This is a genomic window from Nannocystis sp. RBIL2, from assembly GCF_026626745.1.
Classification (GTDB): Bacteria; Myxococcota_A; Polyangia; order Nannocystales; family Nannocystaceae; genus Nannocystis.
In genome coordinates this window covers 715621-741720 of sequence record NZ_JAPNJW010000002.1, presented here as the reverse complement: position 1 = coordinate 741720, position 26100 = coordinate 715621, and the positions used below count along the sequence as shown (strand labels likewise).

Sequence of the window (26100 nt, the reverse complement as noted above, 5' to 3'; positions counted from 1 at the left end):
TTCGCGAGCGGCTGGTGCAGGGATGTCCTTCAGAGCATGTCTGTATAGACATGTCTGAAAGTACGCATCAGCCGAGCGCGCTGCGGGGGTCCCACAGAGTGTCGGCGATCAGGTGCAGCACGCCTTGCTCGCGCTGCAGGCGGCCGCTGACGCCGAGGAGCTGGGCGGTGCGGCCGATCAGGCCGTAGCGCTCGTAGACGCTGGCCCAGACGATCACGCTGAGCATGCCGGTCTCGTCTTCGAGGGTGTAGAAGGTGACGCCGCCGGCGGTCGGCGGGCGCTGGCGGCAGGTGACTGCGCCGACGTAGTCGATCGGGGTGCCGTTGCGCAGGCGGGCGACGGTGGCGGCGCCCTCGATGCCGAGGCGGCGCAGGGCCGGGCGCCACTCCGACAGCGGATGGCCGCGGGTGCTGTGGTGGGTGCGGCGGTAGTCCCAAAGGACGGCCTCGCCGGCGGTCAGCGGGGTGAACAGCGTCTGCTGGGCCGGCGGAGGGGCCGCCTCGGGCAGCGCGAGGGCGTCGCCGCGGGCGGCCGCGAGGCCACGGACGCGCCAGATCGCGGCCCGGCGGTCGAGGCCGAAGCCGATCAGCGCGCCGGCCTCGGCCAGGGCGTGCAGCGCGGGGGCCGAGAGGCGGGTGCGGCGGGCGAACTCGTCGAGGCTGGCGTACGGGGGCGGTGCGCCCTCGAGCGCGGCGCGGTCGAGCACGCCGAGGCCCTTGACGTAGCGCAGACCCATGCGCAGCGCGACCTTCGAGCTGTCCTCCGGGTCATGTTCCAAGGTGCAGTCCCAGGCGCTCTTGCGGACGTCGATCGGGCGGACCTCGATGCCGTGGCGCTGGGCGTCGGCGACCAGAGTGGAGGGGTGGTAGAAGCCCATCGGCTGGGCGTTGAGCAGCGCGCAGGTGAAGGCGGCCGGGTAGTGGCGGCGCAGCCAGGCGGTGGCGTAGGCGATCAGGGCGAACGAGGCGGCGTGGCTCTCGGGGAAGCCGTACTCGCCGAAGCCGCGGATCTGGGCGAACACCCGCTCGGCGAAGGTGCGGTCGATGCCCTTGTTCGCCATGCGCTCGACGATCCGGTCGTGGTGCGGCTCGATGCGCCCGGGGCTGCGCCAGGCGGCCATGTCGCGGCGCAGCTGGTCGGCCTCGCCGGGGGTGTAGTCGGCGGCGAGCATGGCGAGGCGCATGACCTGCTCCTGGAACAGCGGCACGCCGAGGGTCTTGGCGAGCACGCGCTCGAGGCTGGGGTGCGGGTAGACGGTCGGCTCCTCGTTGTTGCGGCGGCGCAGGTAGGGGTGGACCATGTCCCCCTGGATCGGGCCGGGGCGGACGATGGCGACCTCGATGACGAGGTCGTAGAAGGTCCGGGGCCGCAGGCGCGGCAGCATCGCCATCTGCGCGCGGCTCTCGATCTGGAACACGCCGACGGTGTCGGCCGCGCACAGCATGTCGTAGGTCGCGGGGTCCTCGGCGGGGATGGTGGCCATCGACAGCTCGCGGCCGTGGTGCACGCGGATGAGCTCGAGGGCGCGGCGGACCTGCGCCAGCGCGCCGAGGCCGAGCAGGTCGACCTTGAACAGGCCGAGGTCCTCGACGTCGTTCTTGTCCCACTGCACGATCGTGCGGCCGACCATCGCCGCCGGCTCGATCGGGCACAACGTGTCCACTGGGTCATGTCCCAAGAGGAAGCCGCCGGGGTGGGTGGCGGCGTGGCGCGGGAAGTCGAGGACCTCGCGCGAGAGGCGGAGCAGGTGGCCGTGGAGCGGGATGTCGGGGTCGATGCCGGCGGACTTGAGCATGGCGACGTCGAACTCGGCGCCCCAGGCGCTCTGCAGCTTGGCGGCGCGGTCGAGCAGGTCGGGCGCGGCGCCGAGGGCCTTGCCGACGTCGCGGATCGCCGAGCGCGGGCGGTAGCGGATGAAGGTAGCGACCATGGCGGCGTTGCGCCGGCCGTAGCGCTGATAGACGTGCTGGATGACCTCCTCGCGCCGCTCGTGCTCGATGTCGAGGTCGATGTCGGGCGGCTCGGCGCGCTCGCGGCTGATGAAGCGCTCGAACAGCAGATCCATGCGCACGGGGTCGATCGCGGTGATGCCGAGGCAGAAGCAGACGGCCGAATTGGCGGCGCTGCCGCGGCCCTGGCACAAGATCTGCTGCGAGCGGCAGAACTGCACCAGCTCCCACATGGTCAGGAAGTAGCCGCCGTAGTCGAGCTCGTCGATGAGGGCGAGCTCGCGGTCGAGCTGCGCGGCCACGGCCGGCGGGACGTCGCCGCGGTAGCGATCGCGGGCGCCGCGGAAGGTCAGCTCGCGCAGCCACGCCGAGCCGGAGGTGCCGTCGGGCAGCTCGCCGCCGGGGTAGCGGTAGCGCAGCTCGGCGAGCGAGAAGGTGCAGCGCTCGGCGACCTCGAGGGTGCGCGCGAGCGCGGCCGGGTCGTCGCGGAACAGCGCGGCCAGCTGGGCCGGCGACTTGAGGTCGTGCTCGGCGTTGGCCCGCAGCTGCGCGCCGGCCTGGGCGAGGCTGACGTTGCGGCGGATGCAGGTCAGGACGTCCTGCAGCGGGCGGCGGGCGGCGTCGTGGTAGAGCACCTCGGTGCCGGCGACCACCGGGACCTCGAGGCGCTCGGCGGCGGCGCGCAGGCGGGCCTCGAGCGGGGCCTCGGCGGCCTCGCGGTGGCGGGCGACGAGGGCGTAGAGGCGGCCGGCGAACGGCTCGCGCAGGGCCGGCAGCATGTCGGGGTCGAGCGTGAGGGCCACGAGCTCGCGGCCGTGCTCGGGCAGGTCGGCGAGGCGGACCCGACTGTGTCCCTTGGGACAGGACATGCGCCCGCGCGACAGCAGGCGGCACAGGTCGGCGTAGGCGGCCCGGGTCGGCGCGAGCAGCAGCAGCGGGCGTCCGGGCGGCGGGGCCACGGGGCGGGGCCGCTGGGCCGGCCGGCCGCGGCGGTCCTGCTTCGGCGGGCTGGTGACGGGGCGCTTGGTGCCTGGCGGTCGGGACATGCTCTGTTGAGCATGTTCTTGGGGATAGGCGTCGTGGGGCATGTCCTGGAGGACATGCTCTTCGGGCTCGTCGGGCGGGGCCTCGGGGGCGACGCCGAGCAGGTCGTCGGGGTCGCCGATGGTGACCTGGGCGCCGGTGATCACGGGGAAGCCGAGCTTCTGCGCGGCGACGTGGGCGCGCACGAGGCCGTAGACGCCGTCGCGGTCGGTCAGCGCCAGGGCCTGGAGGCCGTGGGCGTGGGCGGCGTTCACCAGCTCGTCGGGGTGCGAGGCGCCCTCGAGGAAGGAGAAGTTGCTCTTGACCCACAGAGCGGCGGCGCGGACGGTCATCGCTCCGCCTCTCAGTCGAGGATCCCGTGGATGTACCAGCGGTCGCGCGGGCGGTCGTAGAACAGCCAGGCGATGTCGCCGTGGGCGGTCTCGGCGAAGTAGTAGTCGCGCTCGACCTCGCGGGCCCACCAGCCGCCGCTGATCCGGTAGGGCCCGGCCATGCGCACGACGGGGCCGCGGACCAGGCCGCTGGCGGCCAACCAGTGCTCGTCGGCCTCGTCGCGGCGCGGCAGCGGCACGGGGCGCGGGAGCAGGCGCCGGCAAAGCGGTGGGGCGGCCAGGGCCTCGTGGTGGTTGGCCGGAAGGTCATGTACGATCGGACATGTCACTTCGGACACGGGCTCCCAGGCGAAGCTTGCTTCGGGGAGGTGGGCGGAGCGGAGGGTGGCGCGGGTGACGGCCTGCTCGCCGAAGGCGGCGCGGACGCGGGCGAGGGCCCTGGCGGCGGCGGCGAGGTCGCGACCGCGGCCGCGCAGGAGGGCCAGCTGCTCGGCGCGGGCGCGGGCGCCGAGGCCGACGAGGACGACCCGCTGGACCGGGGCGGCGAGGGTGAGGCCGTCGAGGCGCAGGCGCAGGAGGTCGAGCAGCTGCAGCAGATCGTCGGGCTCGGCCTGCAGCGGGGCGGCCGGCTCGACGACTGTGACGACGGGGTCCTCGTGGTCGAGCTCGAGGGTGAGGCGGAGCTCGACGAGGGCGTCGCCGCCGCTGCAGACCTGGCGTAAGAGACAGGCGATCGGCTCCTTGAGCGCGAACAGCAGCCGCTCGCGGTCGTCGTCGGGCGGGTCGATCTCGAGCGCGACCTCGGGCGGATCGTCGGGCTGGGCCGGGCGCAGCGGGGCGTGCTCGCGGCCGGAGGCGCGGGCGTGGAGGGCGGCGGCGGCGCTGCCGAGGCGGGTCCGCACGTCGGCCGCGGGCAGGGCGAGGAAGCCGCCGAGGGTGGAGATCCCGAGCTTCTCGAGGGTGTCCTGAAGGACATGTGAGAGGTCGAGCGCGGCGAGCGGGACCGCGCCGACGCGGGCGGTCTCCTCGGCGGGGCTGGCGAGCACGAGCGGGGCGCTCAGCGAGCCGAGGCGGGCCAGGGCGAGGGTGTGGAAGCGGGTGAAGCCGACGGCGACGCCGGCGGCGTAACCGAGCGCCTCGAGGTCGCGGCGGAGGCCGCCGGCCCAGGTCGGGAGATCGCCCTGCAGCCGCTCGAGGCCGGTCGGATCGAGCCAGAAGGCGCCGCGCGGATCGAGGCACGGCTCGACCCGCGGGGAGCGGCGCAGCAGGGTCCGCAGCAGCTCGTCGGCGGCCTCGTCGAGGATGTCCTCGGGGACAGGTTCGGCGTGGAGCTCGGGCACGAGGCCGCGCGCGGCGGCGCAGCGCATGCCGCGAGCGACGCCGCGGCGCCGCGCGGCCTGGCTGGCCCACAGGACCTCGGCCTGCGGGCCCTCGCGGCGGAGCACGGCGACCGGGGCGCCGCGCAGCTCGGGCCGCCGGCGCAGCAGGACCTGCAGCGGGAAGGCGGGCAGGTGGGCGCAGGCGAGGCGCGAGGGCGCGGCCGGAGACGAGCTGTCCTCGGGGACATGTGCCGGAGCGCGCGCGATCCCGGCGCTCGCAGGCGGAGCGCCGAGGAAGAGCGCGGGCTGAGACGGACGGGCCATGAGGGGGACGGCGAGGCCGGCGAAGCGAACGCGGTGCTGCGAAGCGAAGGAGCGACGCCGGCGAGCGCGAGCGGAGGCGGTGATGCGAGGCGAAGGAGCCGGGGAGCGAGCGAGGCGCGAGGCTGCGAAGCGCAGGGAGCGAGCGAGGCGCGAAGCGATGTTGCGGAGCGCGAGCGGAGGCGGCGAGGCGAGGAGCGCGGAGAGGACGCCAGGCGATGCGCGAGTGAAGGCGGTGATGCGAGGCGGAGGAGCGCGGAGAGCGAGGACGCAGGCGATGCGCGAGCGACGGCGGTGATGCGAGGCGAGCGAAGGCGCGCGCGAGCGGGCTCGTCGCGCGCTCGGCTGTCAGGCCAGGCCCCAGGGGCCGCGGCGGAGCTCGCTGGCGGCCAGGCGCGGGGCGGCGCCCTTGTGCTTGAGGATGTCGGGGCGGACGGCGAACAGGCCGGCGCCGCGGCGCTCGCGACGGGGCTGGAGGCGCAGGCCGACCATGGGGCCCAGGGAGTCGCGCTGGGCCGAGCGGCGGGTCAGGAGGACGACGCGGCAGCCGTGCACGCGCGCGAGGCCGGCCAGGCGAGCCTGCCAGGCGCTGCCGTGCAGTCCGCGAGGACAGGTCCGAACGGGCATGCCCTCCGGGACAGGTCGATCTCCCGCGGGGAGCTTGTCGCTCGCGTCCGCGCGCGGCGGGGGCGGGGCGCTGAGGTCGAGGACGCACAGGCCGTAGCCGCCCGAGCGCAGCAGCAGCTCGGCGGCGCGGGCGATGCCGGCGGGGCCGCGATCTTCGGGGATGTGGATGACGATCAGGGCGTCGAGGTCGACGCCGGAGTCGGCCAGGTCGGGCGGGAACAGCGGGCCGCCTGCCGGCTGAATCCACACTGTGGTCTCGCCCTCGAGCTGGGCCTGACGGACGAGCGCGACGGCGGTGGTGAGGCGAGCGCCCGCGGCCCCGCCCGAGACCTCGATCAGCTTGCCGGGCGCGGCCAGGGTGACGAAGGAGGCGGGCGAGGCGACGCTCTCGGTCGATTCGGAAGCTGTCCCTTCGGCCAGCTCGTCAACCGTCCTCTCCTCCTCTTCAACCCCCCTCAGCGCCACGACCGTCATGCGACAAAGTTACTGAACATCCAATCAGAATCAAAGAAATTTGTGTGTTCTGCATTACGCTCGGAACCGACCAGCGCGAATCGGCGCACCTGCGCGCGAGTGCGCAGCGCGGATGTGCTCACGCATCGATCTGTCCGAAGGGACATGTCAAAAGCGCGCGCGGACGCGTGGTAAAACCTGCGGCCGATGGCAGGGGACCACTCGACCGCGCACATCATCCAGTCGCTCGTCGCCAACTTGCTCATCGCGGTGGCGAAGGGCGTTGCGGCGGTGATCACGGGCTCGGGCGCGATGCTCGCCGAGACGCTGCACTCGTTCGCCGACTGCGGGAACCAGCTGCTGCTGCTGCTGGGCGTGCGCACGAGCCGACGGGCGCCGACCGAGAGGCATCCGCTGGGCCACGGCCGCTCGCTCTACTTCTGGTCATTCATGGTGGCGCTGCTGCTGTTCTCCGGCGGCGGAGTGTTCTCGCTGTACGAGGGCATCCACAAGCTCGGCCACCCGGGCGAGGTGGAGAGCGTGGAGGTCGGCCTGGCGGTGCTGGCGCTGTCGCTGGCGATCGAGGGCTGGGCGACGCTGAAGAACATCGCCGAGATGAACAAGCGCCGCCGCGGCAAGCCGTTCTTCCAGTACCTGCGCGACAGCAAGGACTCCGACCTGGTGGTGGTGTTCGGCGAGAACGCGGCGGCCTGCCTCGGCCTCATCTTCGCGTTGCTGGCCCTGCTGATGGCGAGCGTGACCGGCGATGCGCGGTGGGACGCGATCGGCACGCTGGCGATCGGCGTGGTGCTGATCGGCGTGGCGGTGTTCCTCGCCGTCGAGGTGAAGTCGCTGCTGGTCGGCGAGGCCGCCGACCCAGAGATCGCGGCGGCCGCCGCGGCGCTGGCGGTCGAGGACCCGAAGATCACGCGCGTGCTGCGGCTCATCACGGTGCAGCAGGGGCCGGGCGAGGTGCTGGTGGCCGTCAAGCTCGGCTTCGCCGAGGGGATGACGGTGGAGCAGGTGGCAGGGACGATCAACGAGTTCGAGACGCGCCTGCGCGGTCGCTGCCCCGAGGTGAAGTGGTGCTTCGTCGAGCCCGACATCCCGCGCACTTGAGGCGGGAGCGAGCGACTCTTTCTTCGATTCTCGTGGGGTGAGGCGGGTTCACTCGCGGTGAGCGTCGAACACGAGGCGCCGCGCGAACTCTCCCTCGACGAGCGCGGCGGCGGCCTCGGCCAGCTGCGCCACGCGGTCGCTGCGATCGCCCGGAGCGAGGTCGCGGATCCGGTCGAGCAGGGCTCGATAAGCAGCGAGCAGCGATTCGCGCGTCTCGGCCAGGCTGTCCGAAGGGGCAGATTCTGAGCGTGGCGACAGCGGGGCGTCCGAAGGGACGGGCTCGGAGTGCGGGGTCAGCGGGGTGCCCGAAGGGACAGGGTCGGAAGAGGGAACTCGAAACATGTCCGAATGGTCATGTTCCGAGGGTGGGTTCAGCGAGGTGTCCGAAGGGACAGGCTCGGAAGAGCCGGTCCGCAACATGTTCGAAGGGACAGGTTCGGTGCTGGGCCGGGTGGGGTCCGAAGGGCTGGGCTGGGTGACCGTCGGTGGGGTCGGTGGCCCGCTCGCTGGGGTCGCCGCGGCCGGGTGTGGGGCAGCGGGTGCCTCGAGGGGGTCCATCGTCTCCATCTGGTCGTCGTGCATCCCGGCCTCCGTGGGCGAGTCGCTCTGGCGAGGAGGCGGGTCGCTCTCGGCGACACCCGGCCCTCGCGGCGCGGTTGTCCGCGCTGACCCACGTTTCCCGCGGCCGAGGCGAGGGTGTCAACGTTCGATCGGGCGCGCGTACGCTGTCGCGAACGCGCGGCGCGGGCCTGTTGGCGCGATGGATGTCCCGAGAGACAGGTCGTGCGGGCGACGGAGCCGGGCGCGCCGCAGGCGGTCGCGGACGAGGTCGGTCTCCGCCGGCAGCCGCACGAACGGCCGTGCAGCGGCGTGGTCGGTTTTCGCTCGCGGCAGCGTCGGCTATAGTTCGCGCGCGTCGCAGGCAGCCCGTGGCGGGCGGCGCAAGGAGAGTCCCATGTCTGAAGCGGTTTCTGGCGCGATCCCTCGCATCGGCGAAGTGGCCCCCGATTTCGAGGCCGAGACGACGCAGGGCGTCATCAAGTTTTCGGAGTGGCAAGGCGGCAAGTGGGTGGTGCTGTTTTCGCACCCGGCCGACTTCACGCCGGTCTGCACGACCGAACTCGCCGAGTTCGCGCGGAAGAACGACGAGTTCGCCAAGCGCGACGCCAAGCTCATCGGTCTGTCGATCGACTCGATCCACAGCCACATGGCGTGGCTGCAGAACATCAAGGAGCGGCTCGGGGTCGAGATCCCGTACCCGCTGATCGCCGACATCGACATGAAGGTGGCGCAGAAGTTCGGCATGCTGCACCCCGAGGCGAGCAGCACCGCCACGGTCCGCGCGGTGTTCTTCATCAACCCCGACCGCAAGGTGCAGGCGCTCGTCTATTACCCGCTGACGAACGGACGGAACATCGACGAGGTGATCCGCCTGCTCGACAGCCTGCAGACCTCGGCCAAGCACTCGGTGGCGACGCCCGCGAACTGGCGCCCGGGCGACAAGGTCATCATCCCGCCGCCGCGCAGCGTCGAGGCGCTGCAGCAGCGGATGGCCCGCACCGACATGGAACACGTCGACTTCTATCTCGGGTTCAAGCAGCTCGAGAAGCCGGCGTCGTAGCGGCCGGCCGCGCCTGTGCCTCGCTCGCGGCATCCTCATACGGGAGCCGCGGAGCGGGGCGGGCAGGGCGTCAGAACGGGACCGAGAAGGCGAGGCTGCCGAGGCGGGCGTAGGGGCCGAAGCGGTAGCCTTCCGAGTAGAAGACGTGGTTGTACGTGGCCTGCACCCACGCGCCCTTGAGCCAGTGGAGGCCGCGCACCTTGGCCAGACCGTCGAGCTCGACGGTCATCTCGACGCCGGGCGTGTGCGAGTGGAACTTGGTCATCTTCGGGTCGGCGGTGCGATAGATGGTGTCGCTGCCGTAGTTGCCGTCGGCGCGCCAGAAGTAGGCGCCGGTCTGGGTGTAGAAGCGGTAGCGCAGGCGCAGGATGACGCGCCGCAAGAAGCGGACGTGGGCCCGGAACTCGGGCGCGTGGGCGAGGATGGCCCAGTCGTCGGCGTAGAAGCGGTAGCGGCCCTCGAGCACGAGCGGGGTCTTCGGCACGGCGTAGCGCAGGAAGCCGCTCAAGGCGACGCGCCGGCGCAGACGCGGGTGCGACTCGTCGAGGCCGTCGCGGACCTTGCGGTACGGGTTGTCCTGCGGACCCTTGGAGACGATGCCCTCGGCCAGCACGCCGCCGAGCAGCCGGCGAGTGAGGGCGTGGGTGTACCCGAGGCCGAGGTAGTGGACCTGCAAGAGGTTGGACGGCCGACCACCTGTCTCCGGGGACATCTCCTCGAGGTTCATCCGGCCGCCGGTCCACGGGATCGCGCGCCCGCCGTAGAGCTGCAGCACGGAGTCGAGGTTGGCCATGTACTGCAGGCTGACGGTGCCGGCGCGGTTGAAGACGTCACGTGCGCCGCCGAGGCCGAAGCTGCGCGAGACCCAGTCGCTCTCGGTCGAGTAGCGGAAGAAGCCGCCGAACGACCACTCCTTGAGCCGCGCAGAGGCCCGCAAGGTGCCCTCGTGGCGGAACTCGGTGAAGAGGAAGTCGCCGCCGGTGACCGCCGCCGCGCCGGCGCCGATCGAGGCGGAGGTGACGGCGTCGAGCAGGTACTCGGCGCCGATCGTGAAGCGCTCGTCAGGGAGGTCCTTCTCGACGTAGACGACCGGCGCGAGCACCCGGGTCGAGGTCTCGCGGTAGTAGTTGCCGCGCACGGTGACGCGATCCTCGGCCGCGAGGTCGCGGGCGACGAGGAGCGAGACGAAGCAGGCGAAGACGACTAGCCGCAGCCGCATCCGCCACCTGCGGCGCCGTGGCCGCCGAACCCGCCCTCGCGCGCCGATTCGACGTGCGACTGGAATTTCTCCTCCATGCCTTCGACGGCGGGGTTCATCTCGGGGCGGCTCAGGACCTCGCGCTCGGAAGGACGAACCGTGGCGCAGCCGGCCGGGAGGGCGACTGCTGCGAGGACAAGGGCGACGAGGCGCGCGGGTCCGGCGAACATCGGCCCGAACTTAGCGCCAGAAATCTCGCGGCAGCAAGGCCCCGCGGATCGGGCGTCGACGGCCGTTGCACTCTTGTCAGCGCGGCCCGCCTGGTCTATCCCCCCGTGCGCATGGGCCTCCTGATCGTCATCGACGGGCCTGCCGGCGCGGGAAAGAGCACGGTCGCGCGCCGCGTGGCGCAGCACTTCGGATTGCCGGTGCTGGACACCGGCGCCATCTATCGCACGCTGGCGCTGGCGGCCCGCGAGCGCGGGATCGCCTGGAGCGACGAGGCGGGCCTGGTGGCGCTGGCCGCGAGCCTGCCGATCCGCTTCGAAGCAGCGAGGGAAGGCGGCGGCCCGCGGGTGCTCTACGACGGGCGAGACGTCACGCAGGCGATCCGGACGCCGGAGATCTCCGAGGGCTCGTCGCAGGTGTCGGCGCTGCCGGCGGTGCGCGCGAGCCTGCTGGAGATCCAGCGCCGGCTCGGCCGCGACGGCTGCGTGGCCGAAGGTCGCGACCTCGGCACGGTGGTGTTCCCCGATGCGGCCCACAAGTTCTTCCTCACGGCCAGCGACGCCGTCCGCGCCGCTCGCCGCCAGGCCGAGCTCGAGGGCGCCGCGCTGGCAGACGTCCTGCGCGACCTGAACCGGCGGGACGAACGCGACCGGTCCCGGGCGACGGCCCCCATGACCCGGGCCGAGGACGCCGTTCTCGTCGATTCCAGCGACCTCGACGCCGACGCGGTGGTGGCCGCCATCGTCACGGCGGTGACGTCCAGGCTCTCAGGGCCCCGCGGGGCCGCCGGCGGGCCGGTTGACGGGTCGCCCAAAAGCGCCTAGCTTCCCCCCGCTCGCGTAGGCCATGGTGGCGTGCGTCGTGCGTGTCCGCGAGGTCACGGCACGAGGCCCTCCCACTCAAGAGCCAGCGCGGGTTGGAAGGAACTTTCACCCCAACATGCAAGAGCAACACAACCTGCGCGCCGAGGGAGACGACGACTTCGCGGCGCTCTTCGAGAAGAACACCCAGGAAAATCCAGAGATTCGTGAAGGCACGATCGTCCTGGGGACCATCGTCGACGTGATCGGCGAGTACGCAGTCGTCGATGTCGGTTGCAAGGCCGAAGGCCAGGTGCCGCTGCGCGAGTTCGCCGAGGAGGACGGCACGATCAACGTCCGCGTGGGCGACAAGATCGAGGTCCTGCTCGAGGCGCAGGAGGACAACAACGGCCTCGTGGTCCTGTCGAAGGACAAGGCCCGCAAGCGTAAGGTGTGGGACGAGATCCAGTCGGCTTGCGAGGCCGAGGGTCTGGTCCGCGGCACCATCCAGGCGCGCGTGAAGGGCGGCCTCGCGGTGCTGCTGCAGGGCGGCGTGAAGGCGTTCTTGCCGGGGAGCCAGGTCGATCTGCGGCCCGTCCGCAACCTCGACACCTTCATCGGCAAGGACTTCGACTTCAAAATTATAAAGTTCAACAAGAAGCGCGGCAACATCGTCCTGTCGCGCCGGGTGCTGCTCGAGGCGGAGCGCGCCAACCTCAAGAGCGACACGCTCAACCGGCTGCAAGAGGGCGAGATCGTCGAGGGTGTGGTCAAGAACCTCACCGACTACGGCGCCTTCATCGACCTCGGCGGCATCGACGGCCTGCTCCACATCACGGACATGTCGTGGGGCCGCGTCAACCACCCGAGCGAGCTGTTCCAGGTCGGCGACAAGGTCCGCGTCAAGGTCCTGAAGTTCAACTCGGACTCGGAGCGCGTCAGCCTCGGCCTCAAGCAGATCACCGCGGACCCGTGGGTCAACGCCGAGCAGCGTTACATCCCCGGCACCGTGGTCGAGGGCAAGGTCGTCAGCATCAAGGACTACGGCGCCTTCATCGAGCTCGAGGAGGGCATCGAGGGTCTGGTCCACGTGTCCGAGATGTCCTGGACGCGCCAGATCAAGAACCCGAAGCAGATCCTCAAGATCGGCGATCAGGTCCGCGCGGTGGTCCTCGACATCGACGTGTCGCAGAACCGCATCTCCCTCGGCATGAAGCAGCTCGAGGAGAACCCGTACGACAAGGTGCTCGAGACCTACCCGCCGGGCACCATCGTCGAGGGCGTGGTCCGCAACATCGCCGACTTCGGCGTGTTCGTGGAGCTCGAGCCCGGCATCGACGGCCTCGTGCACATCACGGACCTCAGCTGGACGCAGCGGGTCCGCCACCCGAGCGAGCTGTTCAAGAAGGGCGACCGCGTGCGCGCGATGGTCCTGAACATCGACAACTCGGGCGAGAAGCCGAAGATCAGCCTCGGCCTCAAGCAGCTCGCGCAGGATCCGTGGGACCGGATCCCGTACGACTACCCGATCGGCAAGATCATCGAGGTCAAGATCCTCAAGCTGACCGACTTCGGCGCGTTCGCCGAGCTCGAGCCCGGCATCGAGGGCCTGATCCACATCTCGGAGATCAGCGAGGAGCGCATCGAGGACCCCCGCTCGGTGCTCGAGCCGAATCAGCGGGTGCGCGCGGAGCTCATCCAGATGGATCCGGGCGAGCGCAAGATCGGTCTGTCGGTCAAGAGCGCCAAGCGCCAGGACGAGCTCGCCGACGCCCAGGGCTACGCCAACGCCAGCGAGGCCGGCGCGACCCTCGGCGACGTGTTCGCCAACAAGTTCCGCGACCGCTCGTAGTCGTGGGCCCGCGCGGCTGCGCGGGACGTGAGCTCGCGGCGCCGACCACCCCAGGGTGGTGGCGCCGCGGAGCATGAAGGCCCCGTCCGATCTGCGGTCCCCGCGGATGCAGGCGGGGCCTTCGCTGTTCAAGGCAGCGTGCGCGACGGCGCTTGATCGCTCCCCGAAGTCGGGGTAAGCCGCCGGGCATGGCCGAGGTACTGGCGAAGGTGCAGACGATCGAGGGCACACTCGACGCGGCGGGGTTGCGGCTGGCGATCGTCGTCAGCCGGTTCAACAACTTCGTCACCGAGCGCTTGCTCGAGGGGGCCGTCGACGCGCTGGTGCGCTCGGGCGCCCGCCCCGAAGACATCACCGTGGTGCGTTGCCCGGGCGCGTTCGAGATCCCGATGGTCGTCGGCCAGGTGCTGTCGGCCAAGAGCTACGACGCGGTGATCACCCTGGGCTGCCTGATCCGCGGCGACACCATCCACTTCGACCTGATCGCGGCCGAGTGCACGCGCGGCGTGTCGCAGATGGCGCTCGCGTTCGAGGTGCCGGTGACGTTCGGCGTGCTGACGACCGACACTCTCGAGCAGGCGATCAACCGCGCGGGCGCCAAGGCGGGCAACAAGGGCGCCGAGGCGGCCATGGCGGCGGTCGAGCAGGTCCGGCTGTACCGCGAGATCGCGGCCCGCGGGGCGGCCGACGCCCAGACCGAGGCCTCCGGTGGCTGACGCGAAGCCGCGGCACCCGCATCGGGCGCACGGACGAGAGGTGGCGTTGCTGGCGCTGTGTCACCTCGAGTCGTATCGCCCCGAGGAGCGCGCGCGGGCGCTCGAGCTGTTCTGGGCCCACGTCCCCGCCGAGGCCGGCGACGGCGGCCAGGAGCTGCGCGGCTGGCTGGCCGATCCCAAGGTCGTCGAGTTCGCGCGGCGGCTGTTGACGGTGAGCAGCGAGCGCGCGGCGGAGATCGACGGGGCCATCGAGGCGACGTCGCGCTCGTGGCGGCTGGCGCGGATGGATCGCGTCGACCGCAACGTGCTGCGCCTGGTCGGCGCCGAGAGCCTCGGCCTGTCCGAAACGCCACGTGCGGTGGTCGTCTCCGAGGCGGTCCGACTGGCGGCCCGCTACGGCAGCGAGCGCAGCGCCCCGTTCGTCAACGGGGTCGCGCAAGCGTTGGCCGGCAAGCTGCGCGGCGACTCTCGCGAAGAGTCGTAGCGCGGAGACGGGTGCGGACGCTCGGGCACAGGGGAGGACGGGGCGCGCGCCCGGCGACCGTACAGTTGTCCGCGCGGTGTCTGCGCGATTCCTGTCCGTCCGCGATGTTACGGGGGGACGGGCGTCCGGGCGTATACTCGCCGAGATGCCGATCCGCGCTCTGGTCGTCGATGACTCCCCGGCGATGCGGAACTTCGTCAGCTCGGTCCTGGAGTCGTCGGGTCAGTACGACGTCGACGAGGTCGGGCACGGGTTCGAGGCCATACGCCTGTTGCCGCGAGGCGACTACGCGCTGTTCGTGTTCGACGTGAACATGCCTGACTTCAACGGGCTCGAGTTGATCCGGGCCGTGCGCGAGCAGCCGCGTTACTCCAAGACGCCGCTGGTGGTGATGACCACCGAGGGCCGCCTCGGCGACGTCGAGCGCGCGAAGCAGGCCGGGGCTCACGTCGTGCTGACCAAGCCGTTCACGCCCGAGGTCCTGCTCGCGGCGGTCGCCAAGGCGCTCGGAGGCGGCGATTGACGAGCATCGACCAGAACGCCGCCGAGTTCATCGCCGAGGCGCAGGAGATCATCGAGACCTTCTCGCGCACGCTGCTCGAACTCGAGGCGCAGTCGCGCGGATCAGGCCCGGAGCCGGACCTGATCAACGCGGCGTTCAGGGCGATCCACAGTCTAAAGGGCCTCGCCGGTCTGTTCGGCGCGGCGGCCATCGGCGGGCTGGCCCACAGCCTCGAGAACACGCTCGACAGCCTGCGCCTCGGCAAGCTCGACCTGTCGCGCCCGGTGCTCGACGTGCTGTTCGAGGCGATCGAGATGTTCGGCCGGTTGCTCGTGCCGCAGGGCGACGAGGGCGGGGGCGGCGAGGTCGACATCGAGCCAGTGCTGCAGCGGCTGCGCCAGCTCGGCGAGCGCGAGGCGGAGTCGACTGGCCCTCAGGACAGCCTCGAGTGGGTCGGCGAGAACATCCTCAGCGTGCTCACCGAGTACGAGGAGCACCGGCTGCGCGAGAACATCAAGGCCGGGCGCAACCTGTACCGCGTCCACGCCAAGTTCGACATCATGCAGATCGATGTCGGGCTCGAGCAGCTCAAAGACAAGATGAAGGGCTACGGGGAGGTCATCACGTACCTCCCCAGCGCCGACGGCTCGTCCGACGACGCGATCGAGCTCGACATCCTGCTCGGCTCGAAGGGCAGCCTCGGCGAGATCAACGGGGCGCTGGCCAACCCCGACGTCACCGTCCACCGGCTGACGCCCGCGGGCGACGCTCCGGCCGCGCCGCAGCCGGCGCCCGGCCGCCCGACGCCGGCGCCGGCGGCCCCGAAGCCTGCCCCTCCGAGCATGTCCGAAGGGACATCTCGCCGCGCCGAGCCGCCACCGCGCGCCGGATCGCCGACGCAGACGCGCACGGTGGTGACGACGACGGAGGAGCCCGACCCGACCAGCGCGGCGTCGAGCGAGGCGAGCCTGCGCAGCCTCAGCCAGACGGTGCGGGTCGACCTGCGCCGCCTCGACGTGCTGATGAACCTGGTCGGCGAGCTGGGCCTGGTGCAGGCCAACCTCACCGGGGTGCTCGACGAGCTGCGCCAGATCGATCACAGCGCCGACGTGTCACGCGAGCTGCGGGTCCAGATCCGCGACATGCACCGCAAGCTGGCGCTGCTGCAGCAGGGCATCCTCGACGTACGCATGGTCCCGATCGGCCAGGTGTTCGACAAGCTGGCCCGCGTGGTCCGCAAGCTGAGCCGCGACCTCGACAAGGAGATCCGCCTCGTCATCTCGGGCGCCGAGACGGTGCTCGACAAGTTGATCGTGGAGGAGCTGTCCGACCCGCTGATGCACATGATCCGCAACTGCATCGACCACGGGATCGAGCCGGCGGCCGAGCGCGTGGCCCTCGGCAAGCTGCCGGGCGGGAAGATCGAGCTGCGCGCGTTCCAGAAGGGCAACCGCGTGGTCATCGAGGTCGAGGACGACGGCCGCGGGATGGACTGGACCCGGATCCGCGACGTCGCGGTCCGCCGCAACCTCCTCAACACCGAGGAGGCCGCGTCGCTGACCCCGGGCGAGGCGGTCAACCTGATCTTCCAGCCGGGCTTCAGCACCCGCGACTCGGCGACCGAGCTGTCGGGCCGCGGCGTCGGCATGGACATCGTCAAGACCAACATCGCCCGCCTGTCGGGGATGATCGACGTCACCACCGACCTCGGCCGCGGCACGACCTTCTCGATCACGCTGCCGGTGACTCTGGCCATCATCCAGGCGCTGGTGATCCAGTCGGCCGGTCACACGTTCTGCATCCCGCTCAACTCGGTGCTCGAGTCGATCATGGTCGAGACCCGCGAGATCGGGACGGTCGAGGGCCACGAGGTCATCACGCTCGGCGGCCGCACGCTGCCGCTGCTGCAGCTGTCGCGCCTGTTCGGGCTGAAGCCGCTGCACAAGAACTACCGCGACCCGAACCGCCTCTACGTGGTGGTGGTCGGCCTGGCGCAGCACCGCGTCGGCCTGGTGGTCGACGAGCTGCTCGGTCAGCAGGACGTGGTCATCAAGCCGCTCGGCAGCGCGGTCCGCAACGTGCCGGGCATCGCCGGCGCGACGGAGCTCGGGGCCAACCGCACGGTGCTGCTGCTCGACGTCGGCCGGCTCGTCGACGAGGGCGTGCGCCAGGTGGACGCGGCGTACCAGATCGGAGGCGGCCATGTCCGGTGAGCGCGAAGACCTGTGGCAGGCGCTGCTGCGCGGCGGCGAGGCGGTGGTCACCGACGAGGACTACGAGCACGGCTACAAGCGCGAGGTCCGGCAGGACCTGCAGCAGTACGTGACGTTCCGCGTCAGCGGCGAGGTCTACGGCCTGGCGATCCACGAGATCGAGGAGATCAGCAAGGTCTTCCAGACCACCCACGTGCCGCGCACGGCCGACTTCCTGCTCGGCATCGGCAACGTCCGCGGCCGCATCATGCCGGTGATCGACTTGGCCCGTCGACTGCGTCTGCGCCCGGTCGAGCGCGGGCGAGCGGCCCGCGTGCTGATCGTCCACTTCAACGACGAGCCCTACGGGCTGGTGGTCGACGAGGTCATGGACGTGATCCGGATCCCGCCCGAGGCGATGGAGGACAAGCCCGGCGGCCTCACCGGCGCGCGCGCCGAGTACATCCGCGCGCTCGGCCGCACGGGCAGGGATCTGGTCATCATCCTCCACCTGCCGGCGCTGCTCGACGCCAAGGACTTCGTCAAGGCGACGGTCTACGAGGAGGGTCGCACGTGACCGACGTCCGCGACGGCCGCGAGGCTCGCGACGGCCGCAGCGCTGTCGGCGAGGAGGACCTCAAGGTCGCCGGCTTCTACGTCGGCCCGGGCCTCTACGGCATCGAGATCATGCGGATCAAGGAGGTCATCCAGGCCCGCCCGTATCCGATCCGCCCGGTGCCTTACGCGCCGGAGATCGTGGAGGGCGTGATCCAGCTGCGCGGCGTGGTGATCCCGGTGGTGGACCTGCGGCGTCGCTTCAGGGTGCCGATCGATCCGGCCATCGACCACCTCAACAAGCTGATCATCGTCAGCGTGGCCGGGCGGATCGCCGGGCTCAAGGTCGACCGGGTGATCGGCGAGCTGCGGGTGCCGGCCGGCGGCCTGCGCCCGGCGCCGTCGATGCTGCGGCCCGAGCTGGATCGCAGCGCCGACGGCAACATCTTCAGCGGCGTGTCGCGGGCCCATCGGCACCGCGACCGCTCGGAAGGGCGTCGCCAGCCGTTGATCGGGCCCGATCGTCGGGCGCCGACGCAGGTGGGTGGGTCGGGTCAGCCCGCGCCCACGGAAGACCGTCAAGCAGGTGAAGACATGGTGTTCGTCATCAACCTCGATGCGCTGCTGCGCACGGGGGGGAGGTAGCGCGGGGTGAGCGAGGCGCAGGCGAGGCTCAAGATCCTGGTCGCGCACGAGCGGCTGGCGCTCGGGCAGGCGATCGGCCGCGTTCTGGCGGCGCAAGGGTTCGTGGCGGTGACCGTGACCGATACGGCGGCGGCGGAGCAGGCGATGCGCGGCGACATGTTCGCGGCGCTGGTGCTGGACGTCGCGTTGCCGGGCGGCAAGGCGTGTCACGAGCTGATCCAACTGGCGAAGTTCGAACTGCCGGCGCCGATCCCCGCGGTCGTGCTGGTGGCGTCGGTGTTCCGCAAGACCAGCTACAAGCGGCGACCGACCCAGCTGTACGGCGCGGACGACTACGTCGAGATCCATCGCCTCGGCGATCAGCTGCCGGGCAAGCTGTGGCACCTGCTCGGCGGCGATCCGGCGGCGATGCCGGGGCTCGTCGAGGCGGAGGCGGTGCTGTCGACGATCCAGGACGAGGGCGATCAGCGGCTGTTCGAACAGCGCGGCCGTACGCTGCGATTGTCCGAGCTGATCGTCGCCGACCTGATCCTCTACGCCGGCGACCGCGTGCTGGCGGCGACGACCCAGGCCGAGGCGCGCGAGCTGCTCGCCGGCGACCTCGAGTCGGCGCGTCAGCTGTTCCGCCAGATCAACCCGGTCCCGCTGGCGCCGGGCGTCGATCCGATCGGCGCCGCCTTCGACGACATGATGCGGATGTTCAACCTCGATCCCGGGGAGCCCCGATGAACGCGCTTCGCTCCGATCTCGCGCGGTGTCTCGAGTTTTTCGGGAGCGAACGCTGGCGCGAGCGCAAGGACGCGGCCCGCGACCTGCTGGCCGCGGTCCGCGAGCAACCACCCGCGCCCGACCAGCTCGCCATCCTCGTCGAGCAGCTGCTCGACGGCCTGGTGACGCCGGACTCGGTGGCGCGGCGGTCCGTGTGCCACGAGGTGCTGACGGGCATCGGTCCGTCGGTGGTGCCGGCCATCCGCCGGCGACTCCGCGTCGGCGGAGCAGGGGCGCGCATGATCGTCGACCTGCTCGGCGACGTCGGCGGGGCCGACGACGTGCCGCTGCTGGCGGCGATCCTCGGCGCGCCGGGCGACGACAACGTGCGCGCGTCGGCGGCCGCGGCCCTCGGGGTGCTCGGCGGGGCCGAGGCCGAGCGCGCGCTGACGAATGTCCTTTCGGACAGCTCGGAGATGCTGCGGATGTTCGCCCTCGACGCGCTGGCCCGCCTCGGGACGGTGATGCCGCCGGCCCGCCTCGGGCCGCTGCTCGCCGATCCGGTGACGCGCCGGGCCGCGGTCGCGGTGCTCGGGCACAGCGGCGATCCGGCCGCGGCGAGTCAGCTGGTGCGGTTCCTCGGCGACGCGATGCCAGGCGTGCGCGCGGCCGCGGCGGTCGCGGTGGTGCGGCTGCACGCGGCGTTGTCGGTGCGCGGCGATCCGGTCGCGGTGGCGGCGGCGCTGGCTACCGGCGACGGCGAGCCGCTGCGCCAGCGGATCCGCGAGCTCGTGGAGCACCGCCAGCTCGAGGTGAAGCTGGCGGCGCTGGCCCTGGCCGGGGCGCTCGGCGACGTGCGCAGCCTGTCGCATGTCCTGCGGGCCATGTCGGATCCAGAGCTGCGCGAGCGGGCGGTCGAGTTCGCGGCCGGCCTCGGCGAGGCGGCGGTGCCTGTCCTTGTGGACATGGTCGAACAGTCAGCCCCCGAGACGCTCGGCGACCTGTTCCTGCTGGTGAGCGGGCTCGGCCCGGCCGGCGCGCACCCGCGGCTGATCGAGGCGTTGACGACGGCGCTCGAGGGCCCCGACGGCCACGCGGCGTGCATGGCCGCGACTGCGCTCGGAAAGGTCGGCGGGACCGAGGTGATCGCGCCGCTGGCCCGCGCGCTCGCGCTCGAGGGCCCGGCGGGCGAGGCGGCCGCGGTCGCGTTCGCGGCGGTGGCCGGGCGCGCGCTCGGGTCGCGTCACGCTCGCGTCGCCCCGCACCTGCCGGCGGACGCGGGCGGCGGGGCGCTGGTGCGCAACCTGTGCCGCGCGTTCGGCCTGCTCGGACGCGGCGGCGATGTCGGCTTCGTGGGGCCGCTGATCGCCCGGCTCGGCGATCGCGACGTCGGCGTGCGCCTGCTGGCCGCGCGCGCGCTGGGCCAGATCGGCGGCGAGCACGAGGGCGCGGCGGCGCTGGCTCTGGCGCTGCAAGACGAGGACGCGGGGGTGCGCGCGGCGGCCTGCCGCAGCCTCGGTCAGCTCGGCGCGGCCGAGTCGGTGCCGGCGCTGCTGACTGCGTCGCGCGACTCGAGCTCGTCGGTGCGCGCGGCGGCGGTGCAGGCGTTGGTCGGGCTCGACAACCCGATCGCGCTGGCGCGGCTGCGCGAGGTGGTGCTGGCCGACCATGCGCCGGCGGTGGTGATCCAGGCGATCGCAGGGTTGAGCCGCTCGGGCACCGATCAGGATCTGGTGATGCTGATGAGCCTGTGCCGCGCGCCTGACCACGAGATCGTGAAGGCGGCGGCCCGCGGGCTGGCCGGCTGCCGCGGCCATCGGGCCACGGCGGCGGTGCTCGGGCTGCTCGAACACCCGCGCTGGGACGTGCGCTGGGCGGCGGCAGAGGCGCTCGGCGAGCGCGGCGACCCGACGGCGTTGCCGCCGCTGCGCCGCGTCCACGCGGTCGAGCCGGACCCGCTGGTGCGCAAGGTGCTGGCCGGGGCGGTGGCCCGCATCGAGGCGCAGGCGGCCGAGCGGGCGGCGAGCGACGGCGAGGGAGCGCCGACGGCGTGAACGGCCGGACTGCCCCCGGCGGGATCGAGCCCCCGGTGCGCGTGCGCATCACGCCGGAGGAGTCGCGGCTGCTGGCGGAGCTGATCCTCGATCACTGCGGCGTGCTGCTGGGCGGCGACGCCGGGTTCCTGCTCGAGCGCCGGCTGGCCTCGCGGCTCGACCACCTGTCTCTCGGGTCCTACCTCGAGTACTACCACTACCTGAGCTACGACCTCGGCGGGTCGGCCGAGCTGCTCGAGTGCATCGAGCGGGTCACGACCCACGAGACCTACCTGTTCCGCGAGCAGTTCCAGCTCGACGCGTTCCAGCGCGAGATCCTCCCGGTGCTGCTCGGGCGGCGGGGGGCCGGGGCGCCGGTGGTGTGGAGCGCCGGGTGCTCGACAGGCGAAGAGGCGTACACGATCGCGGCGCTGCTGGCCGAGAACGCCCGCCCGGGGTCGCGGGTGATCGGCAGCGACATCAGCCTTCGCGGGGTCAGGACGGCGGAGGCGGGGATCTACGGGCCGAGCAGTTTTCGCACGACCCCGGAGGAGCGGCGGGAGCGCTGGTTCGAGCCGCTCCCGACCGGGCAGTGGCGGGTCGTCGAGCCTCTGCGGCGGATGTGCACCTTCGTCCACCTCAACCTCCTCGATACCGCCCGTTACTGCGAGCTCGGCGCCATCGACACGATTTTCTGCCGCAACGTCCTGATGTATTTATCGAGCCAGGCGAGGCGGCGCGTGGTCGAAGGGTTCTACGACGCGCTGGTGCCGGGAGGCTACCTGTTGCTCGGACACTCGGAGAGCCTGATCAGCGTGCCGGGGCGCTTCGATCTCGTGAACCTCAGCAACGACCTCGTGTATCGCAAGCCGAGTTAGAGGAACTGCGATGGACGGTCACAAGCTCCGCGCCCTGGTAGTCGACGACTCGGCCTACAACCGGCAGACGATCGCCGCGATGCTCGAGCTCGATCCGGGCGTCGAGGTCATCGGCCGCGCCTCCAACGGCAAGGAGGCGCTGCGCATGGTGTTCGACCTCCAGCCCGACGTCATCACCCTCGACCTCGAGATGCCGGAGATGGACGGCTTCGCGTTCTTGCGGGTGCTGATGGCCAAGAAGCCGCTGCCGGTGATCGTCGTCAGCGGCCACGCCGAACGCGACCATGTGTTCCGCGCGCTCGAGCTCGGCGCGCTCGACTTCATCGCCAAGCCGGGACGCCACATCGGCCCCGACCTGCGCACGATCCAGGAGGACCTGCTGGCCAAGCTGCGCGTGGTCCGGCGGCTCAGCGTGGTCCGCCTGCTGCAGCGCGCGCAGCACCTGGCCGAGCAGCGCGGCGAGCGGACGACGCTCGAGGTGCCCGCGTTCGACAGCGGCCGCTACGAGCCGCAGAAGCGCCGCGGGCCGCCGCTCGGGGTGCTGGGGATCGCGGCCTCGACCGGCGGTCCGCCCGCGCTGCAGCAGCTGCTGTGCGCGCTGCCGGTGACGCTGCCGATCGCGATCCTCGTGGCGCAGCACATGCCGGCCCGTTTCACCCGGGCGTTCGCGGCGCGGCTCGACAAGATCTGCTCGTTCCATGTGTGCGAGGCGACCGACCAGCAAGAATTGCAGGCGGGCATGGTGTACATCGCCCCGGGCGCGGCGAACCTCGAGATCGACGCGGGGCCGACGGGTCCGCGAGTGCGCGTGCGGCCGCCGCGGAGCGGGGCGACCATCGTCCCGTCGGGCGACCTGCTGTTCAAGACGGTGTCCGACCTGTTCGGGCCGCGGTTCTGCGCGCTGATCCTGACCGGCATGGGCAGCGACGGGCGCGAGGGGGCCGAGCTGGCCAAGCGCCTCGGGGCGACGGTGCTGGCCGAGGATCCGAACACGGCGGTGATGCCGGGCATGCCGGCCGCCGCGATCGACGCCGGCGTGGTCGACTCCGTGCTGTCGCTCGAGGAGCTGCCGGTGGCGATCCAGCGGTTTGCAGACGCCTGCCGGCCCCGATTGGAACCGCTGCTGCCGTAGCGCCGGGGCTGGCCCGAGGCCGGGTGCGGGCGGGCGCGGGGTGCCCGCGATCGCGGCGCTGGAGTTCGTGATGCGAAATCACCCCCAGGACCTGTCGCCGGCGGGCGCCCCTCAGGGCAAAAGCCGTGATATCTTCGCCCCGATGCGTGCGCAGGACGCCGGCCAGGGGGACCTTCACGACAAGACCCGCGCGGCTCTTCATGAATTCTTCGGGCGCGGGGAGGCCTTCGTCCGTCAGCTCATCGCCGAGAACGAACGCCTGCGCAGTGAGCTCAACGAGGCGCAGCCCGATCGACCGGCGCGGCCCGAGCTGACGCCGGGCTCGGTGATGGAGGGCCTGATCGGGCGGATCGTCGAGCTCGAAAAGGCGCGAGCGGGCGAGCCCGGCGCGCCTGCGGGCGCCGAGACGCGTCTGCGCGAGCGGCTGGTGCAGCTCGAAGACGAGAACTACCACCTCGCGTCGATGTACGTCGCGGGGTTGCAGTTCCACGCGTCGCGGACCATCGGCGACGTGCTGCAGACGACCACCGAGATCCTGCTCAACTTCATCGGCGTCGGGGCTTTTACCCTCTATCTCGTCGATGAAGAGCGGCGGGTGTTGTTCCCGATCGCGCGCGAGGGCGGCGAGATGAACGAGCTCGTCGAGCTCGAGATGGACGAGGCGAGCCCCGCGGCGCAGATGGTCCAGCGCGGACGGCCGTGGTCTCGCGGAGATCCCGCATACGCCTCGGACGACGTGATCATGTATCTTCCGCTGGTCAGCGGGCGGCGCCTCGTCGCTGTCCTGCGCCTCGAAGCCTTTTTGGCGCAAAAGCCCGGCTTCGAGGACAATGACTACAGCCTCCTTTCTATGATCTCCGAACACGCCGGCATCGCGATCGAGTCGGCGTGGATCCGGGCCCACGCCAAGGCGGTCGCGCTGCAGCGGCAGGCCGTAGAACACCTCCTCGGAGCATGACCCAGGACACCCAAACTCGCCGGCTCAACGCGTTGGTGGTCGAAGACAGCCCGCCGATGCGTAAGATGATCGTGTTCGCGTTGTCGCGGATCCGGGAGCTCAGCGTGGTCGAGGCCGATGACGGCGTCGACGCGCTCCGCCGCCTGTCGGGCACCAAGTTCGACATCATCATCACCGACATCAACATGCCCATCCTCGACGGGCTGAAGCTCGTCAAGCGCCTGCGCGCCGACGAGACCTACCAGGACGTGCCGATCATCATCATCACGACCGAGGGGGCCGCAGAGGATCGACAGCGCGCGCTGGCGCTGGGCGCCAACGCGTACATCACCAAGCCCATCCAGGCCCCCGCGGTCATCAAGCTGGTGCGCGAGACCCTCGGCCTGGAGGAGCGTTGACCCCAGGCCGCCGCGCCGGGCCCGGCAGGGCTCGCGGCGGGGCGGCCGGCGCTGGCCCTTCGAGCAGGTCCGAAGGGACAGGTCCGAAGCGCCAGGCGAACGCCCAGACGCTCGCCCGGGCGATCGAGGACTACCTCGAGCACCTGAAGGTCGAGCGGCGGCTGCGGCCCAACTCGCTGCTGGCGTACACGGGCGACCTCGAGGCGTTCGCGGGCCACGCCGAGGCGGCCGACGTCGCGGCGCTGGACGCGGTGACGCCGGCGCTGCTGCTGCGGTTCGCCGTCGGCCTGTCGCAGGCGGGGCTGTCGCCGCGCAGCCAGGCCCGGCGGCTGACCGCGGTGCGCGGGCTGTTCCGCTTCTTGCGCGAGGAGGGTCGGCTCGACATCGACCCTGCGCAGGCGCTGCGGCTGCCCAAGCTGCCCAAGCGATTGCCCGAGCTGCTGAGTCGCGGCGAGGTCGAAGCCTTGCTGGCCGCGCCGGGGCAGGACGGCCCGCTGGCGCTGCGCGACACGGCCTTGCTCGAGCTGCTCTATGCGACAGGTTGCCGGATCTCCGAGGCCCTCGACCTCACCCTCGACCGGCTCTATCTCGACCAGGCGATCGTGCGCCTCACCGGCAAGGGCGACAAGCAGCGGCTGGTGCCGCTCGGGTCGCCGGCCATCGCCGCGCTGCAGGCGTGGCTGACGAGCGGGCGGCCGGAGCTGGTGCGCGGGACGGTGCGCTGGGTGTTCGTCAACCACCGCGGCGGGCGCCTGTCGCGGGTGGGTTTCTTCCTCAAGCTGCGGGAGTACGCGCTGGCGATCGGGGTCACGCGCCCGATCTCGCCGCACAAGCTGCGGCACAGCTTCGCGACGCACTTGCTCGAGGGCGGCGCCGACCTGCGCGCGGTCCAGGCGCTGCTCGGCCACGCTGACATCGGGACCACCGAAATCTACACGCACGTCACGCGCGACCACCTGCGCGAGCGTCACAAGCGGCACCACCCGCGGGCGTGACCGTCGCCGGGCGACCCCCTGCGCGAGCGTGATGAGCGGCACCCCGCGGGCGTGAGCGTCGCCGGTCGACGCGGCGGGCGGGCGTCGCGTGGCGCGAGAGACATGGTCGAACGGGCATGTCCGATCGGTCATCCGTGATCCGCGTCGGCGAGCGCGGACGGGGCCGGCGGGGCCGGAATTTGCGCCGGCTCACGCCGCCCGGGGGCCGGGTCTGCGAGCGCGGGGGCCCGAGGTTTGACTCGGGCGGGCGCGGGCGGTAATTTTGCCCGGTCCCGCTCGTGCGGGCGTCTCGCCGTGGATCGCGCTCTCTCCCAAATTGCCGTGCTCGGCCTGCTCGGCGTCCAGGCCGCCGACGTCCGGCGCATGCTCGTCTTCGTCGTCTGCCTGGTGCTGGCCACCGCGGTCCACGAGTTCGCCCACGCGTACACTGCGGACCGCCTGGGCGACCCGACGCCGGGGCGCGAGGGTCGCCTGACCCTGAACCCGCTGGCGCACGCCGACCCGATCGGCACCATCGCGCTGCCGCTGTTCGCGGGGCTGACGCGCGCGCCGCTGTTCGGCTGGGGCCGCCCGGTCAACACCCAGCCGCGCTACTACAACCGCAAGGTGAGCATGCGCGGCGGGATGGCGCTGGTCGCGTTCGCGGGCCCGCTGTCGAACGTACTGCAGGCGCTGCTGGTGGCGCTGCTGGCCTGGGGCCTGGTGGCCGGCGGGGTCTCGCCCGACGCGCACGCGAGCCTGTTCGGCGTGCTCGGCCTGTTCTTCATCATGAACATCACGCTGGCGGTGTTCAACCTGCTGCCGGTGCACCCGCTCGACGGCGGCAAGGTGCTGGCGTGGCTGCTCCCGTCGCGCGCGCAGGCGATCGACGACTTCCTGGCGAAGTGGGGCTGGGCCATCCTGCTGGCGCTGCTGCTGTCGCCGGCGCTGGCCATCATCTTCGAACCGGTGATGCGGCTCGCGTTCAAGAGCATGGCGCTGGTCGACGTCCGCTGGCTCACCGCCTACGCCGGCCTGCTGGGGCGCTGAAGCGGGGCGTGA

At 71.8% G+C, this 26100-nt stretch carries 24 protein-coding genes; 18 read left to right on the top strand and 6 right to left on the bottom strand.

Features of this window, described 5'->3' with window-relative positions:
- Positions 1–67: 67 nt before the first annotated feature.
- The 3 genes from OV090_RS28185 to OV090_RS28175 all read right to left on the bottom strand — a co-directional run bounded on the left by OV090_RS28185 (position 68) and on the right by OV090_RS28175 (position 6066).
- The gene (locus OV090_RS28185) at positions 68–3325 is read right to left on the bottom strand and encodes an error-prone DNA polymerase (protein ID WP_267707719.1); all 3258 of its coding nucleotides are present in this window, start codon (positions 3323–3325) and stop codon (positions 68–70) included.
- An 11-nt stretch (positions 3326–3336) separates the two neighbouring features.
- Entirely contained in the window at positions 3337–4968 is a 1632-nt protein-coding gene (locus OV090_RS28180; RefSeq protein ID WP_267707718.1) for a DNA polymerase Y family protein, read from the bottom strand.
- Between the two features lie 345 nt (positions 4969–5313).
- Positions 5314–6066, bottom strand: coding sequence for a hypothetical protein (locus OV090_RS28175; RefSeq protein ID WP_267707717.1), 753 nt, complete (start codon positions 6064–6066; stop codon positions 5314–5316).
- Between the two features lie 186 nt (positions 6067–6252).
- Here OV090_RS28175 and OV090_RS28170 point away from each other — a divergent pair, with 186 nt between their 5' ends.
- Positions 6253–7164 carry a cation diffusion facilitator family transporter gene (locus OV090_RS28170; protein ID WP_267707716.1) on the top strand — a complete coding sequence of 304 codons (912 nt, stop codon included), beginning with the start codon at positions 6253–6255 and terminating at the stop codon, positions 7162–7164.
- A gap of 48 nt (positions 7165–7212) precedes the next feature.
- Here OV090_RS28170 and OV090_RS28165 read toward each other — a convergent pair whose 3' ends face one another.
- A complete protein-coding gene (locus OV090_RS28165; RefSeq protein WP_267707715.1) occupies positions 7213–7506 on the bottom strand; it encodes a hypothetical protein in 294 nt (97 codons plus the stop codon).
- Between the two features lie 613 nt (positions 7507–8119).
- Here OV090_RS28165 and OV090_RS28160 point away from each other — a divergent pair.
- Positions 8120–8785 (top strand): peroxiredoxin, encoded by a 666-nt coding sequence (locus tag OV090_RS28160; RefSeq protein WP_267707714.1) that lies wholly within the window; start codon positions 8120–8122, stop codon positions 8783–8785.
- Between the two features lie 70 nt (positions 8786–8855).
- Here the strand turns inward: OV090_RS28160 and OV090_RS28155 are convergent, their stop codons facing one another.
- Positions 8856–10004 (bottom strand): DUF3570 domain-containing protein, encoded by a 1149-nt coding sequence (locus OV090_RS28155; protein ID WP_267707713.1) that lies wholly within the window; start codon positions 10002–10004, stop codon positions 8856–8858.
- Complete coding sequence (locus OV090_RS50980; RefSeq protein ID WP_346660429.1) at positions 9989–10081, bottom strand: DUF4266 domain-containing protein; 93 nt, start codon at positions 10079–10081, stop codon at positions 9989–9991. Before OV090_RS50980 ends, OV090_RS28155 begins: the two co-directional genes overlap by 16 nt.
- Positions 10082–10324: 243 nt before the next feature.
- Between OV090_RS50980 and cmk the strand changes: the two genes are divergently transcribed.
- From cmk to OV090_RS50975, 16 genes are all read left to right on the top strand, one after another.
- Entirely contained in the window at positions 10325–11035 is a 711-nt protein-coding gene (gene cmk, locus OV090_RS28150; RefSeq protein WP_276599994.1) for a (d)CMP kinase, read from the top strand.
- 115 nt (positions 11036–11150) lie between these two features.
- The gene (locus OV090_RS28145) at positions 11151–12863 is read left to right on the top strand and encodes a 30S ribosomal protein S1 (protein ID WP_267707711.1); all 1713 of its coding nucleotides are present in this window, start codon (positions 11151–11153) and stop codon (positions 12861–12863) included.
- 188 nt (positions 12864–13051) lie between these two features.
- A complete protein-coding gene (gene ribE / locus OV090_RS28140) occupies positions 13052–13579 on the top strand; it encodes a 6,7-dimethyl-8-ribityllumazine synthase (protein ID WP_276599918.1) in 528 nt (175 codons plus the stop codon).
- Between the two features lie 40 nt (positions 13580–13619).
- Positions 13620–14063, top strand: a complete 444-nt coding sequence (locus tag OV090_RS28135; protein WP_267707710.1) for a transcription antitermination protein NusB — start codon at positions 13620–13622, stop codon at positions 14061–14063.
- A 145-nt stretch (positions 14064–14208) separates the two neighbouring features.
- Complete coding sequence (locus OV090_RS28130; protein ID WP_267707709.1) at positions 14209–14586, top strand: response regulator; 378 nt, start codon at positions 14209–14211, stop codon at positions 14584–14586.
- Complete coding sequence (locus OV090_RS28125) at positions 14583–16778, top strand: chemotaxis protein CheA (RefSeq protein ID WP_267707708.1); 2196 nt, start codon at positions 14583–14585, stop codon at positions 16776–16778. Before OV090_RS28130 ends, OV090_RS28125 begins: the two co-directional genes overlap by 4 nt.
- Entirely contained in the window at positions 16768–17334 is a 567-nt protein-coding gene (locus OV090_RS28120; protein WP_267707707.1) for a chemotaxis protein CheW, read from the top strand. Before OV090_RS28125 ends, OV090_RS28120 begins: the two co-directional genes overlap by 11 nt.
- On the top strand, positions 17331–17957 hold the full coding sequence (locus OV090_RS28115) for a chemotaxis protein CheW (RefSeq protein ID WP_267707706.1): 627 nt from the start codon (positions 17331–17333) through the stop codon (positions 17955–17957). Before OV090_RS28120 ends, OV090_RS28115 begins: the two co-directional genes overlap by 4 nt.
- 6 nt (positions 17958–17963) lie before the next feature.
- Positions 17964–18686 carry a hypothetical protein gene (locus OV090_RS28110; RefSeq protein WP_267707705.1) on the top strand — a complete coding sequence of 241 codons (723 nt, stop codon included), beginning with the start codon at positions 17964–17966 and terminating at the stop codon, positions 18684–18686.
- A complete protein-coding gene (locus OV090_RS28105; protein WP_267707704.1) occupies positions 18683–20719 on the top strand; it encodes a HEAT repeat domain-containing protein in 2037 nt (678 codons plus the stop codon). The genes OV090_RS28110 and OV090_RS28105 overlap by 4 nt, the downstream gene beginning before the upstream one ends.
- Positions 20716–21576 (top strand): protein-glutamate O-methyltransferase CheR, encoded by an 861-nt coding sequence (locus tag OV090_RS28100; protein ID WP_267707703.1) that lies wholly within the window; start codon positions 20716–20718, stop codon positions 21574–21576. Before OV090_RS28105 ends, OV090_RS28100 begins: the two co-directional genes overlap by 4 nt.
- Positions 21577–21586: 10 nt before the next feature.
- Positions 21587–22708: a chemotaxis-specific protein-glutamate methyltransferase CheB gene (gene cheB / locus OV090_RS28095; RefSeq protein ID WP_267707702.1), complete on the top strand. Its 1122-nt coding sequence runs from the start codon at positions 21587–21589 to the stop codon at positions 22706–22708.
- Between the two features lie 142 nt (positions 22709–22850).
- Positions 22851–23666: a GAF domain-containing protein gene (locus OV090_RS28090; protein WP_267707701.1), complete on the top strand. Its 816-nt coding sequence runs from the start codon at positions 22851–22853 to the stop codon at positions 23664–23666.
- Entirely contained in the window at positions 23663–24064 is a 402-nt protein-coding gene (locus OV090_RS28085) for a response regulator (protein WP_267707700.1), read from the top strand. The genes OV090_RS28090 and OV090_RS28085 overlap by 4 nt, the downstream gene beginning before the upstream one ends.
- On the top strand, positions 24061–25059 hold the full coding sequence (locus OV090_RS28080; protein ID WP_267707699.1) for a site-specific tyrosine recombinase: 999 nt from the start codon (positions 24061–24063) through the stop codon (positions 25057–25059). The genes OV090_RS28085 and OV090_RS28080 overlap by 4 nt, the downstream gene beginning before the upstream one ends.
- A 294-nt stretch (positions 25060–25353) precedes the next feature.
- Entirely contained in the window at positions 25354–26088 is a 735-nt protein-coding gene (locus OV090_RS50975; protein WP_267707698.1) for a site-2 protease family protein, read from the top strand.
- Positions 26089–26100 lie beyond the last annotated feature (12 nt).

What these genes read in the sequence shown, in the direction of transcription:
- ribE (WP_276599918.1), top strand. Translation starts at nt 13,052, where the DNA reads ATGGCCGAGGTACTGGCGAAGGTGCAGACGATCGAGGGCACACTCGAC.
- OV090_RS28145 (WP_267707711.1), top strand. Translation starts at nt 11,151, where the DNA reads ATGCAAGAGCAACACAACCTGCGCGCCGAGGGAGACGACGACTTCGCG.
- cmk (WP_276599994.1), top strand. Translation starts at nt 10,325, where the DNA reads ATGGGCCTCCTGATCGTCATCGACGGGCCTGCCGGCGCGGGAAAGAGC.
- OV090_RS50980 (WP_346660429.1), bottom strand. Translation starts at nt 10,081, where the DNA reads ATGGAGGAGAAATTCCAGTCGCACGTCGAATCGGCGCGCGAGGGCGGG.
- OV090_RS28130 (WP_267707709.1), top strand. Translation starts at nt 14,209, where the DNA reads ATGCCGATCCGCGCTCTGGTCGTCGATGACTCCCCGGCGATGCGGAAC.
- OV090_RS28185 (WP_267707719.1), bottom strand. Translation starts at nt 3,325, where the DNA reads ATGACCGTCCGCGCCGCCGCTCTGTGGGTCAAGAGCAACTTCTCCTTC.
- OV090_RS28160 (WP_267707714.1), top strand. Translation starts at nt 8,120, where the DNA reads ATGTCTGAAGCGGTTTCTGGCGCGATCCCTCGCATCGGCGAAGTGGCC.
- OV090_RS28165 (WP_267707715.1), bottom strand. Translation starts at nt 7,506, where the DNA reads ATGTTTCGAGTTCCCTCTTCCGACCCTGTCCCTTCGGGCACCCCGCTG.
- OV090_RS28175 (WP_267707717.1), bottom strand. Translation starts at nt 6,066, where the DNA reads ATGACGGTCGTGGCGCTGAGGGGGGTTGAAGAGGAGGAGAGGACGGTT.
- OV090_RS28105 (WP_267707704.1), top strand. Translation starts at nt 18,683, where the DNA reads ATGAACGCGCTTCGCTCCGATCTCGCGCGGTGTCTCGAGTTTTTCGGG.
- OV090_RS28155 (WP_267707713.1), bottom strand. Translation starts at nt 10,004, where the DNA reads ATGCGGCTGCGGCTAGTCGTCTTCGCCTGCTTCGTCTCGCTCCTCGTC.
- OV090_RS28085 (WP_267707700.1), top strand. Translation starts at nt 23,663, where the DNA reads ATGACCCAGGACACCCAAACTCGCCGGCTCAACGCGTTGGTGGTCGAA.
- cheB (WP_267707702.1), top strand. Translation starts at nt 21,587, where the DNA reads ATGGACGGTCACAAGCTCCGCGCCCTGGTAGTCGACGACTCGGCCTAC.
- OV090_RS28120 (WP_267707707.1), top strand. Translation starts at nt 16,768, where the DNA reads ATGTCCGGTGAGCGCGAAGACCTGTGGCAGGCGCTGCTGCGCGGCGGC.
- OV090_RS28180 (WP_267707718.1), bottom strand. Translation starts at nt 4,968, where the DNA reads ATGGCCCGTCCGTCTCAGCCCGCGCTCTTCCTCGGCGCTCCGCCTGCG.
- OV090_RS28090 (WP_267707701.1), top strand. Translation starts at nt 22,851, where the DNA reads ATGCGTGCGCAGGACGCCGGCCAGGGGGACCTTCACGACAAGACCCGC.
- OV090_RS28170 (WP_267707716.1), top strand. Translation starts at nt 6,253, where the DNA reads ATGGCAGGGGACCACTCGACCGCGCACATCATCCAGTCGCTCGTCGCC.